Annotated in this window: 9 protein-coding genes; 2 read left to right on the top strand and 7 right to left on the bottom strand. The window is 46.0% G+C overall.

The features are described 5' to 3' along the window. Positions 1–2 precede the first annotated feature (2 nt). Together Q8W40_RS13240 and Q8W40_RS13235 are read right to left on the bottom strand one after the other, a co-directional pair. Complete coding sequence (locus tag Q8W40_RS13240) at positions 3–530, bottom strand: TRAP transporter small permease (RefSeq protein ID WP_305397697.1); 528 nt, start codon at positions 528–530, stop codon at positions 3–5. Positions 531–632: 102 nt separating this feature from the next. Then, complete coding sequence (locus Q8W40_RS13235) at positions 633–1,853, bottom strand: TRAP transporter substrate-binding protein (protein ID WP_174715134.1); 1,221 nt, start codon at positions 1,851–1,853, stop codon at positions 633–635. 346 nt (positions 1,854–2,199) lie between these two features. Between Q8W40_RS13235 and Q8W40_RS13230 the strand changes: the two genes are divergently transcribed. After that, a complete protein-coding gene (locus Q8W40_RS13230; RefSeq protein ID WP_305397694.1) occupies positions 2,200–3,807 on the top strand; it encodes a GMC family oxidoreductase in 1,608 nt (535 codons plus the stop codon). A gap of 28 nt (positions 3,808–3,835) precedes the next feature. On the opposite strand, the gene Q8W40_RS13225 is transcribed toward Q8W40_RS13230, so the two are convergent. The 5 genes from Q8W40_RS13225 to Q8W40_RS13205 all read right to left on the bottom strand — a co-directional run bounded on the left by Q8W40_RS13225 (position 3,836) and on the right by Q8W40_RS13205 (position 8,070). Continuing rightward, positions 3,836–4,429: a DUF2913 family protein gene (locus Q8W40_RS13225; protein WP_305397692.1), complete on the bottom strand. Its 594-nt coding sequence runs from the start codon at positions 4,427–4,429 to the stop codon at positions 3,836–3,838. Positions 4,430–4,550: 121 nt separating this feature from the next. Continuing rightward, positions 4,551–5,372 (bottom strand): serine O-acetyltransferase, encoded by an 822-nt coding sequence (gene cysE, locus Q8W40_RS13220; protein WP_101114002.1) that lies wholly within the window; start codon positions 5,370–5,372, stop codon positions 4,551–4,553. A 74-nt stretch (positions 5,373–5,446) separates the two neighbouring features. After that, positions 5,447–6,496, bottom strand: a complete 1,050-nt coding sequence (gene gpsA, locus Q8W40_RS13215; RefSeq protein ID WP_305397691.1) for an NAD(P)H-dependent glycerol-3-phosphate dehydrogenase — start codon at positions 6,494–6,496, stop codon at positions 5,447–5,449. A gap of 592 nt (positions 6,497–7,088) precedes the next feature. After that, complete coding sequence (secB, locus tag Q8W40_RS13210) at positions 7,089–7,559, bottom strand: protein-export chaperone SecB (RefSeq protein WP_305397690.1); 471 nt, start codon at positions 7,557–7,559, stop codon at positions 7,089–7,091. Between the two features lie 76 nt (positions 7,560–7,635). Then, entirely contained in the window at positions 7,636–8,070 is a 435-nt protein-coding gene (locus tag Q8W40_RS13205; protein ID WP_101113999.1) for a rhodanese-like domain-containing protein, read from the bottom strand. Positions 8,071–8,431: 361 nt separating this feature from the next. Between Q8W40_RS13205 and Q8W40_RS13200 the strand changes: the two genes are divergently transcribed. Then, positions 8,432–13,252, top strand: a complete 4,821-nt coding sequence (locus Q8W40_RS13200; RefSeq protein ID WP_305397689.1) for an alpha-2-macroglobulin family protein — start codon at positions 8,432–8,434, stop codon at positions 13,250–13,252. Positions 13,253–13,260: the final 8 nt, after the last annotated feature.

The raw sequence follows: 13,260 nt of genomic DNA, 5'->3' as shown, positions 1-13,260 counted from the left end.
CCTTAATCCAATAATGATGCTTGCAGCACAAACGGTTCGTTATTTCGATAGCGAACAATGTCTTGCTTCAAATTCTGAAGCACCCGAACCACTATCAGCCCCCAAGCCAATGGCGTCGCCAAATAAAACCACCATTCCATTACGTTATCGGTGCCCCCTACAATGGCGAAATTGTCATACGCCAGCCAAGTCTGTTGATAGGTGTAGTAAATGACTATCACAGCAAACGCAATCCATAAGACTGCATCCAAAACAAAGCAAAAAAACTGCATTCGATATGGCAGCCGAGACCGAACTTCAGTCAGCGCCAAGTGAGTACGTTTCTTGATGTTGTAAGAGGCGCCAAACCACGTGACCCACAAAAAGAGCAAGACAGGAACGGTGGTACTCCACGGAACCTGCTGATTGAACAAGAAACGCCGAATCACCTCGACAAAAATAATCCCCGCCATCGAGATGTAAGTGATCAGAATAATCACTTTTTCCGTGTTTTTGTCCAGCCAACCCAAAAGCGTTCGAAGATACGTCATATCCCTATCCTGTTATCTGAATTTATGCTTGATATACCCAAGTGACCTCAAGGTTTAGGGTAGGAAAGGTGCCGCAATAGCCGCTGCACCACCCTATTCTTATTAGCTCTGCCACCAACGCTGTGGCTCAACATTCACTGCGGCCATGTCTTTGGGGATCTCACGAGCAATATCGTAAATTTCTTGATAGGTATCATGACCGCCAGACCACTTGTTTAAACGGTCGCGCCATGCCTCCCAAGGTTTTGGATTAAACTCAGGGGAGCACATTTCTTCCGCTTTTCTCAGTTCAGCATCGGACAACGTCGCAACTCGAACGTTATTTTTCGCAAAAATGGTGTCGGGTTTCTGTGGATTGGTTGCGCCAACAATGTCGAACAAGCCCGCTTCATTCATACCTTGCGTGTATATTTGCGCTAGATACGCCGACTCCATCACTGCATCTTGCAAATCTGAACCCAACTTATCGAATACAGAAAGATTCATTGCCGTATGCTCTGTGCCACAAAAGAATTTAAGGTCTACACACTGCGAAACCACAGGGGCCATTCCCGCGTATGCCACTGCACCCATCCACGTTTCTGCCCCGTCAATCAAACCTTGCTTTAGACCATCCAAGGTTTCTTCCCATGCGATGGGAACAGGGTTTAGGTTCATCAGCTCCATAGCAATCCGGCCAAGTTGTGTACCCGTGACTCGGTTCTTGGTTCCAGCAAGTTGATCGACAGAGGTTACCGTTGGTTTGTCCTGCCATTTGAGCCCAAGTTGAATCCCCCTTAGTTCACAGTGCGTAAACAAAAACTGGACGTTGTGCCTTTTCCTCATCGGCTCTCGCAGTAACGCTTCACTCTTTTTGCTGTAGAAGAAATGATACTGCGCCGCCCGCGAAGGAAACATGTAGGCGTAATCGAGAACGTTTAGATAAGGCGCACCACCGGCCGAGTTTTGGGTGGAGGCAGAGTAGATATCAACAATGCCTTGCTGAGTTTTTTTCACACAGTTGGTTTGCCCACAAATTTGATTGCTACCAATAAACTCAACCCGAATCGCGCCATTTGTGCGCGCTTCAAGGTCTTTGGCAAAGAACAGTTGCCCCGACTTTTGAATATCCAGGTTCTTTTCGTTAAATCCAGATGCGCCAAACTTAAGCTGGAATTTGGGTTTAACGGCATAGCGCTTTTTCGTTGTTTGTTCTGCGGCTTGAGCGAGCTGCGACAGAGTCGCTCCCGCCCCTAATGTGCCAGCAGCAATAAACGTTGATGTCACGCCATAACGGGCAGAGACTTTCATAAATCCACGTCGCGTTAATTTTTCGTCTTTCATGGTTATCACTCCATTGACTAATGATGAACAGCGAAACCTCAGCTCTTTGACTACCACTATTCCGACAAACAGAAAGGGTTACCTTGCTTTGATAACCGTGCGGTTATTCGTTTGGGTAACACGCTGTTATAGCTATTGAATCTGTTTACATTCCCAATATTTCTTCCATGCAAATGTTAAATTTTATGATTCAATATTGCTCATTTATTACACAAAAAAATAAAAAAACAACCCTTGACTTAAAAAATTGAGCCATTTAGTCTCAATAAATGAAACTTAAGATATACTAAGAATTCTGCGTAGAATCGCGGAATCGCTGTCACACAGACACAGGGAATGTGAAGAGATGAGCACATCGGAAACACAATACGATTACATCGTGGTGGGGGCAGGATCGGCAGGGTGCGTTCTAGCAAACCGGCTGTCTGCCAATCCGAAAAACACGGTTTTACTCATTGAAGCAGGCGGTAACGACAACAACCCATGGCTGCATATTCCAGTCGGGTACTTTAAAACGATGCACAACCCAAAAACGGATTGGTGCTATTTAACTTCACCTGATAAAGGCATCAATCAACGCCAACTTCAGTGGCCCAGAGGCAAAGTTATCGGGGGGTCCAGTGCGTTAAATGGTTTGCTGTATGTGCGAGGGCAAGCAGAGGATTATGATCGATGGTCGGCTCTCGGAAATACTGGATGGTCTTACGACGAAGTGCTCCCCTATTTTAAAAAGTCGGAAGATCAAGAACGCGGTGAAAGCCAATACCACGGTGTAGGCGGTCCTTTAAAAGTGTCGGATCTTCGGCTTCGGCGCCCTATTGCCGACTACTTTATCCAGGCGGCCATTCAAGCAGGCATTCCTGAAAATAATGACTACAACGGCGAGCACCAAGAAGGGGTTGGGTATTTTCAGCAAACTGCATACAAAGGGTTTCGTTGGAGCACTGCGAAGGGTTTCTTAAAACCTGTACTCTCACGGCCGAACCTTACTGTCGCGTTACATGCGCAGGTACACCGCATCGTATTTGAAGATAAGAAAGCCGTTGGGGTCGAATACCAGCAACACCTTACAAAGATAACCGCTAGGGTTGCTAAAGAAGTGGTACTGTCATCCGGTGCTATTGGGTCGCCGCAGATACTCCAACTTTCAGGCATTGGGGATCGCGATCTACTGGATCGCCTCGACATTCCGTTGATCCACCCGTTGCCTGGTGTCGGGAAAAATCTGCAAGATCACTTGCAAATTCGCTTGGTCTTTAAAACCAGCCAGCGCACGCTTAATGATGAGGTCAATAACCCTCTGAAGCGAATATGGGTAGGTATGCAGTACGCCTTTAATCGCACAGGACCTCTTACGTTAGCAGCCAGCCAGGTCACGGTATTTACGCGATCCAATCCGCAAGTTGAGCGACCAGATATACAATTTCACATGCAACCACTCAGCGCGGATAAGCCCGGAGAAGGAGCACACCCCTTTTCCGCTTTTACCTCTTCCGTATGCCAGCTTCGCCCACACAGCCGAGGCTACGTTGAAATTCAGTCTCGCGATCCAGCCCAGCACCCGATCATTCAGCCTAATTATTTGTCGGACGAGCGCGATCAACAAGTCGTGGTGGATGCCATTAAGATGGCGAGACACATCTCCTCACAACCAGCCCTATCTGAGCATATTATTGAAGAATATGTTCCGGGAAGCCAATATCAATCGGATGAAGAATTACTGGAAGCAGCCCGTCAATATAGCCAAACCATTTACCACCCAACCAGTACATGTAAGATGGGGAAAGATGACATGGCCGTCGTTGATCACCACTTGAAAGTGCATGGAATTGAAGGGCTTCGCATTGCCGATGCGTCTGTGATGCCCGACATAGTATCGGGCAATACCAACGCCCCTACCATCATGATTGCCGAGAAAGCAGCCGACATGATTTTAGAGGATAACGATCACTAGACTGTGAGAAACTGGGGTGTGTTGAAGTTTAGCTTTCCGCTTTGGCAGAGAGAAGAATACGGATAAAACTGTCGTCTTCGTACTCAACGTCATAGTCAAACTGGCTATTGGCGTAAATGCTGCCAAGGAACGTATGTCGATGGGTTAAGTTTCCGCGAAATAGCATCGGTATGGGTGTTTGCAATTGATTGGTGTCGTTAAAATGCGCGTTAAGGTCCTGAGACAACACGGCAACTAAGTTGCCGTTTTTATTGAAGTCCAAATCCAGCGCTTCGGGTGTTGATAACACAACCGTCGTACCCAGCTTTTTCTCGATCTCATTCATTAACAATAAGTAACCATCCAAGTGTGGGTAGCCTGGCTTCCCATCTTCACCAAGCACTAAGCCTTCTAAAAAACGCTCCAAATTGGAGTTGGAATGCTTGCTTAAGTTAACAAATAGCTTGATTTGCTTACGAATAGACTTGTACTTATTCAGTTTTAACTTGGGTTTAAACCAGCGAATGAGGACATCGTTTTTAGCCAGAGTACCCGTGACAACACGCGGCTTTAACTGGATTTGGAATTGAAGATGCAGCAGTGCATGCAGAGCAAGAGTTTTAAATAATTGGGAGTGTTCCATTTAACCGACGTTATTGATTTTATAATTAGAATTCTGGAGCTTAAGATCAAAACCTAAGCCGCTTGAACGTATCAAACCACTTGAGCGAAGAATACTCAAGTGGTCTTTTTCATCGCGCTGGCTAAATGCCATCTCCGCCAATGAATGTTTGAGACTTCCCGTTAAACTGCTGGTCCATATCGAGAGAAGGCTTGTCGCTTTTAGGTCTACCGACAATTTTTGCTGGCACACCCGCCACTGTCGTGTGTTCCGGTACCGGTTGAAGAACCACGGAGCCTGAACCAATTTTGGCGCCCTCTCCAACTTCGATATTACCCAAAATTTTTGACCCTGCACCAATCATAACGCCTTCGCGGATTTTCGGGTGACGATCGCCGCTTTCCTTACCAGTACCACCTAATGTCACGTCTTGAAGTATGGAAACATCATTCTCCACTACTGCAGTTTCACCGATAACAATACCAGTTGCGTGATCGAGCATGATACCTCTACCAATTTGAGCAGCTGGGTGGATATCTACCTGACATGCGACGGATATTTGATTTTGCAAGTAAGTGGCTAGCGCTACCCTACCCTGTTTCCAGAGCCAGTTAGCCACACGGTAACCTTGCAAGGCATGAAAACCTTTGAGGTAGAGAAGCGGCATGGAATACATAGCAACGGCGGGGTCACGGTTGACGGTTGCACAAATATCACAAGCTGCTGAAGCGGTAAGTTCTGGATCGGAGTTAAACGCTTGCTCCACCACTTCGCGCACTCCCATGGCAGGCATAGAGGCGGTTTTCAGTTTGTTGGCAAGGATGTAGCTCAGCGCTGCTCCCAAACTATCGTGGTTGATGATGGTGGCGTGGTAAAAACTCGCCAGCATCGGCTCTTGCTCTGACAGTTCTCGTGCTTCACGAACTATCGCCTTCCAAACCTTTTGTTTTTCACATAGCTTCATTGTGGTATTCCAATCATCCTTGAAATAGATGTTTTATCTAAGCAAAGTCCAATTATTTAAAGTACAGCGCCGCTTTATGCTTCTGATTTCTTGTCACGTGCGAGCAAATCTTGCGCTGCCATGTGAGCGTCTTTTCCTTGATACAATACTTGATAGATTTGTTCAACTATTGGCATTTCAACCCTCATTCGCTCTGACAGTAGCCAGACCTCTTTGGTGTTGCGATAACCTTCTACCACTTGGCCAATTTCTTCTTGAGCCGTGTCGACATCTTTTCCTTGCCCTAAAGCAAGACCAAATCGACGATTTCGCGACTGGTTGTCGGTACACGTTAGAACCAAATCACCTAACCCAGCCATACCCATAAACGTTTCCGGTTGCGCACCTAAAGATGCGCCTAGGCGTGTCATTTCCGCCAAGCCACGAGTAATAAGCGCTGTACGTGCATTAGCACCAAACCCAATACCATCAGACATGCCAGCCCCTATCGCAATAACATTCTTGACGGCTCCACCAAGCTGCATCCCCGTGAAATCGCTGTTAGCGTAGACACGGAATGTTTTACTACAGTGGATTTTCTCCTGCAAATCCCTCACAAATTCATTGTCTGGAGAGGCAACAGAGATAGCAGTTGGCATTCCTTTCGCTAATTCTTTGGCAAACGTAGGACCGGATAACACTGCCAAAGCGTACCCTTCACCTAACTGCTCTTGGGCAACATCTTTCAACAAGCGTCCTGTTTCTGGCTCCAACCCTTTGGTTGCCCAGCAAATGCGTGAATCTTTCCTTAAGAAAGGCTTCATACTTTGTAAAACGATGCCAAATACGTGGCTAGGCACAACCACCAGCAAATCTCGGCTGGCTTGGACGGCTTTTTCTAGGTTGTCTTCAATAATCAGAGAAGGCGGAAAGTCCACATCAGGCAAAAACACATGATTGGCTCGGTCAGATTCAAGACGCGCCATATGCTCTGGATCGTGCCCCCAAAGAATGACATTCGCTCCGTTACGTGCCAAAGAAATCGCCAGCGAGGTTCCATAAGATCCTGCCCCAATGACAGTCATGGCTATTTCTTTGCCGTAGCTATTATTTGTGCTGTTTGGGTTGGCTGAAGAGTGTGTCATCGTTTCACCTGTTACGTATCGTGAATGCCCATACCTAAGTCACTTTAGCATGTCGCTCTTGATTTGCAGACAACTAGGGTTTGCAGACATCTAAGGCTTGCGGATCTCTAAAGTATGCAGGGCTTGATCTGAAAATGTTGCTAATCCCACTTTCGTCTTCAGCATCCGGTTTACAAAAAACAAAGTACCGATTCGCTAAAAACAAAGCAGGTATATACCCAAGTGACCTCAAGATGCTTGGTTCAGCGAGATTTAACTGTCTTTAAGACAAGGCACCGATTTGATGATTTAGTGGTTCTAAATCAAAAATCGGTAACACAGTATGAAAGCCAGTTAAACTCGCCCTTGGGAGCCCATATTCTGCCCCATTTCTTCGTCAAAGAACTTGGAAAGGATTCATCATTCCGCTGCGTTCCTGATTTTTTGAAATAAAGAGGCTTGAACTGAAACAGAATATGAGGCTCTGAATCCTGCATCTTGAGGTGACTTGGGTATACAATAAAAATGCACATCGTATCGTGAGATCAGATGTGCATAAGAATTGAATTTTATAGATGGCGCTCTAATTTTCTGGAACGCCAACTTAAAGCGATTAAGCTTGCGCTTCGCCTTCACCTTCAGCCGCTTGCTGTTGAAGGTAGTTCATGAACAACGCGTCGAAGTTCACTGGTGCTAGGTTCAATTGAGGGAATGTACCCTTAACAACTAGGCTTGAAATCGTTTCACGAGCATATGGGAATAGAATGTTCGGGCAGAATGCACCTAGGCAATGCGCCAATTGACCCGCTTCCATTTGCTCAGCAGTGAAAATACCACCTTGCTGAACTTCACATAGGAAAGCCGATTCTTCTGCGTTTTTCACTGTTACTGTTAAGCGAAGAACCACTTCGTATACGCCTTCACCTAATTCACGGCTTTGAGTATCCAGATCCAAGTTCACGTCTGGGTTCCACTCTTTTTGGAACATGTCCGGAGAGTTAGGCGCTTCGAAAGAAACGTCTTTTAGGAAAATACGTTGAATTGCAAAGTTTTGTTGAGCTTCTTGAGGTGCTGCTTCAGCCATGTCTAAATCCTTTAATCTATTTGACTGCTCCGACTGACCCAGTCAGAGCATTAAAAACTGTTTGTGTATCTATGAACTACTTCTTGCCACGAATCAGTGGCAAATTAGCTTCATTCCACGCAATCAAGCCGCTTTTCAGAAGGTATACCTTTTCAAAGCCTGCTTTTTTCAGTTCATTCGCACTTGCTTGCGCAGTTTGACCTGTTTTGCATACCACAATGATTGGGTTCGATTTATGCTTTTCAAGGCTCGCTGTAGAACCATTTTTGATATCTGAAGGCAAAATGTGAACTGCGCCTGTAATATGCCCTTTCTTGAACTCATCCTTTGAACGGATATCAACCACAACGCCGTCTTCACGGTTCAGCATATTGGTGACTTCAGATGCCGATACTTCTTGGTAACCGGCTGTTTTACTTTTCACAATGTTCGCGATGAGTGCAACAACAATACCTGCCCACACCATAGCTAAAATTGGATTATTGGAAATAAAATCTAAATATTCTTGCATGTCCTACGCTCTTGCAACGCTTACGCGGATGTCTGTAAAGGGCTGAGTATACCGTTGAAGATGGGGAAATTCGACAAGGGGGCGCGAAAGAAGTGAAATAAGAGGCAGCGCTCACCTTTCAGGTCTCAATTCGTGGGCTTCTGACCCAACTTTGACAATGCTTCCAAAACGATAAACCAAACTAACAATTGATGGATATATCAAGGACATATGCATTGAAATTTATACAATCCGATTGTGATACTGTATAGTCAGCGCACAAAATTCCCTCAAGAGTTCAAACACTTCTTGGGATCAAAATAACCGAACAATCTTTCAGTGACTTTTCTCTTTAGTGACCTATCACGGTAAAGGAACCACCATGAGACGATTTGCCCAATTTACACTCGCTATGACATTGACCTTTTGGTCGCTTCTCAGCTGGGGAAGTACAACCATTTCCTATATTGGTGGCTATAACCACAATGGTGCGCCAGCAATCATAGTGCAGTTTGATGATGTCGTACCGTTTCAAGATGCAGTCACCATTCAGAAAAAAGGGGAAGAGGCTCACCTTCCAGACACTTGGCAGCTCAGTAAAGCGAAGAATGCACTGATTTATACCGACATCAATGTGGGTCAAGGTTATCTTGTAGCACTCAACCACGGTCTGAAATACAACGGTTCTTCCACAAAAAAAGTGACCATTCACAAAAAAGACCCGACACTAGAAGTGATTGGGCGCGGTCCGATAGTGCCTTCCAAAGGAAAGCGCAGTGTTCCAATATCGACAACCAACGTTGAACAGGTCTCCGTTGAAATTCTTAAAGTCAGCGACCCTGCCCGCTTTCTCAACGCTTCCCATTATTCTGCGTCTCCAGATCGCTGGGCACTGAATAGACTCACTAAATCAACTCAACCGATTACCGAATTGAGCTTTGATATTGAGAAAGCAAAAACCAACCAAACGCAATACTCAGAACTCTTATTGCCGCCTGAACTCGACAGCGGCTGGTATTTGTTGATCGTAAAGCCAACGGGAAGTTTCAGTTACGATAGCGAAAAAGCGATTCAAGTAGCACTGACCGACATCGGTATTCAGACCAAAGTGTTTCCAGAACATCTGGCGGTTCAACTGTCGTCGTTATCAAGCTCTGAGCCTGTTACAAACGCCCAAATTTCGGTTTATCACTCCGATGGTTCTAAAACCGATTTGGGTACATCCACAGAAGGCTTTGCACAGTTTGACTATCAGGTAAAACAGGGCGATATCTTATTTGTTAAGAAAGAGGCAGAAGTGAGCGTACTGCCATTGCGTGAGATGCCACTGGATTTGTCCGACTACCAAGTCGCGGGGCGTCAGTATCAAGATCATGAAGCGTTTGTGTATTCAAACCGCGATTTATTCCGACCTGGCGACACTCTTCCTTTGAATATTATTGCCAGAGACCAAGACGGTGAGATCGCGCCCGATATCCATCGCTTGTATGTGGAATACGTAAAACCAGACCAAAGTATTGCGGCGGGTCGTTGGTTGAGCCCAAGTGCAGCAAGTGGTTTCTACAGTGACAACTATGCCATTCCAACTAGCGCGCCATTGGGTAAATGGGTCGCTCAGATAAAGCTCCATAAGAAAGCCAAAACGCCTATCAGTTCCTTTACCTTTAATGTCAGCGAGTTTGTTCCTGAGAGAATGGATCTCACCGTCGATTTACCCAAAGACATCGATCTTGGTGCAAAAAACGTTACCGCTGACCTTGATGGTCGATACTTATTTGGCTCCCCTGCGGCACAAAACAGAGTGTCTATTCGCACGGATTACCAACCAACGAACCATTTCGACACGAAGTTTAGCGATTACTTTGTTGGACAAGCTTTCTCGATTTCACATTGGCGTGATGTAGAGAGTATTGATGACATAAATCTCGATGACCAAGGCAAGTACTCACTCACGTTTCCATTATATAAATCCTCATTGATGAAATCGCCGGTTAACGCTCGCTTCACCTTCGAGCTATTCGAAACCGGAGGCGCGAGTGTCTCTCGCAGCCAGCAGCGTCAGCTTTGGTCTGGGAAGAAATTGGCTGGTCTTAAAGCCCCTCAAGGCGATATTGATTCGTACAGCTCTGTAGAATTTCATGTAGCTTTGCTGAGCGGCGATGGGAAACAATTGGAAGCTGGCAAAGTCGATTACCATTTAGAACGCAATGCCGGTGGCTATTACTGGGTATACAGTGAAAGCAGTGGCTGGGACATTCGCAGCGACGATAAATGGCGACCGGTTGAAGTGAACCAAATTGATACCATCGCCGACCAATCTGTGCCACTTCAACTTAAGCTTGACTGGGGACGTTACCGACTTACGCTTCGCACCGAAGATGGCACCATTACACGCTATCCATTTTGGGCTGGTTGGAATGAAGGGAATGCTCAACAACCCGTAAAACCGGATCAGCTTTCCCTTACGCTAGACAAGAAACGCTATAACGCTGGTGACACGGTTCAAGTGTCTCTGTTTAGTAAGCAAGCGGGTGAGTTAATGCTCAGCTTGGATGGCGGGCAGTCTCTTTTGCAGCAACGCCACACTATTACTGCAGGTCAGCACCAATTTGAAATAGCACTGGATCCAAACACCAATCGCCACGATCTTTACTTAACCGCGACCTTGGTCAGCAGCGCAACCGATCAAGATTCGTCAGGAAATGCATTACCGAGGCGCTACTTTGCCGTTGCCCCAGTGATGCTGGATCGCGAAGCTCGTCGACTGCCTATTTCTATTGAACATGCAGAAAAACTACTGCCTCTAGAGCCTGCCACCATCAAAGTGAAACTCGATAAAGCGGTGGAAACGCGCGCTTGGGTCACGCTTTCACTTATGGATAGAGGCATAGTGAACCTTGCCAAGTACCACCCTCCTAAAATGGCGGATTGGTTCTTCTCGCACAGGCGCTACCAAGGTGACGTGATTGATTTGTACTCGCGCTTGTATCAGACAAGGCCGGATTCTTTTGTCACGCACCATCGATACGGCGGTGATCAGGAAATCGATTTAAATATCAGTAAAGATGATTTAGTCGAAAGCAAAACCATCACCATCATGTCGGAGTTGATTCAGTTTGACCAAAATGGTGAAGCCAATATCACGGTGGATATTCCAGATTACAACGGTCAGGCACAAGTCGTTGCGATGGCATTTACCGACAATCAATTCGGACAATCGGAATCGAATGTTACCATTTCTGCACCGATTGTGGCTGAACTTGCCGTACCGAGATTTTTGGCACCAGGCGATTCTAGCCAAACCTATATGGAACTCTTTAACACTTCGGGTGTAAACCAGACGATTAAAGCCTCCATTACAGCAGACGACATTTTGTCGTTACCTGGGGATTCAGAGTTTGAATTCACGCTTAAAGATGGTGAACGTACAGGCGTGCCTATCCCATTTGAAGTGGGTCAGATTCATTCAAGTTCAGAGACGATTGCGCTCAAGCTAACCATTGATGCAAAAGGCGAAGACAATAGCCAATATCATCAACAGCGCGATTGGAGCCTTCCTGTTCGCATTGGTCAGCCGATGGTGAGCCAGCGCACCCTGATTACGTTGACGCCGAAAACGTTAACGCCAAAAAGCAAGGAAAGTGCAGAAGACTCCGAAAATACAGAAAATCCCGAAAGCATCGGAAACGAGTCTTTTGAATTAACACCGGATTTATGGAAGAACTACCAAGATTTCACCGAACAATTTGCGGTAATGACCTTCTCTCGCTCGCCACAACTGAATTTCGCTGAACATGCATCAGATTTATTCCGTTACCCTTACGGATGCGCAGAGCAAACCACCAGCAAGGCGATGCCATGGTTGTTTGAAGACAGCGATCTTAATCAGGTAAAAACCAAGGCAGCAAACGGCAAACCTGTTCGTCAAATTATTGAAGATTCGATGAATCGATTGTCGACCATGCAAAAAGCCAACGGCAGTTTCTCGCTCTGGAGCAAACATGGCTCTGCAGATCCTTGGCTAAGCATGTACGTAACGGAATACTTACTCGAAGCCAACGCGCGCTTTAGTGATGCTGTTCCTGAACAAATGCTCGCTAAAGCCTTGGAAAACCTAACGCGTTATATCGGCGCAAGCAAATCCACCGATGCCAGCCATTTCTACGCGCTTTGGCTAGGTGCGAAAGCGGGTTTAGTAAATAACGCACAGCTCTACAGTACACAATCCACGTTAAAAGATAGCCCAAGGCACGGAATTTCAAGGCTGTCTGCGGCACATTTAGGTGGGGCATTCCTTCTCAACGGACAAACCAAACAGGGCGAAGAGTATCTGTCATGGGCGGAATCCGACACTATGCGAAGCCGCGTATCGTATTACGAGTATGGAAGCGATGTTCGTGACCTCGCATTAACGATTTCTATTCTCGAAGATGTACAGAAAGTCATGAAGCTTAGCCAAGACATGATTGAATTAAGGAACCGTCTTGCTATTCGAGTCATGGAACTGTCGGCGAGTAAATCCTACCTGAGTACGCAAGAACGTATTGCACTCGTGAGAGCAGGGATCGCCTTAAAAGACGACACCAACGAAACGGTAGAGTTGCTCATTCGTGAAAATGATGTCGATAGAAAAGTATCCAGCCAAGGTTCAGGGCAAGAACTGCTGGCGGTAGGAAGCTCAGTATCTCTAGCGGGTGATCAATCTGTCTTCCTTCAACTGACAACAAAAGGGCTCGCTCATTCAAGTTATTTGAACTCCACTATCGATTTCAATAAAGCACTTCGCTCTTATCGCTTAGAAGACGGCAGTATCTACAAAGGGCAACCTCTCAAAGTAGGGGACAAGTTGATTGTTTCGGTCGATTACAACCTAAAAGAGAAAGCCAATAACGCGCTGATTGTTGAGTACCTACCTACTGGCTTCGTATTAGAAAATCCGCAATTTACCAATAGCGCCGACATCATAAAGTCCTCTAAGGTGATTGAGAGCAGTAAGTGGGACATGTTGGAATATCGAAACGACCGATTGATTGCTTCAACCAATATGAAAAAAGGACAGCGTTACCGAATCAATTATGTTTTACGTGCTGAAACACCGGGGGTTTCGACACTGCCGGCGCTCTTTATGGAAAAGATGTATCAGCCTGAAAAACTGATTTATAAACCCTATCGCTCCATCGAATCTATTACCATTCGCCCATAAGCGATTGC

The sequence above is a fragment of the Vibrio penaeicida genome, from assembly GCF_030689305.1.
GTDB lineage: Bacteria > Pseudomonadota > Gammaproteobacteria > Enterobacterales > Vibrionaceae > Vibrio > Vibrio penaeicida_B.
The sequence above is the reverse complement of the archived record's forward strand: the minus strand, read 5'-3'. Positions and strand labels throughout refer to the sequence as shown.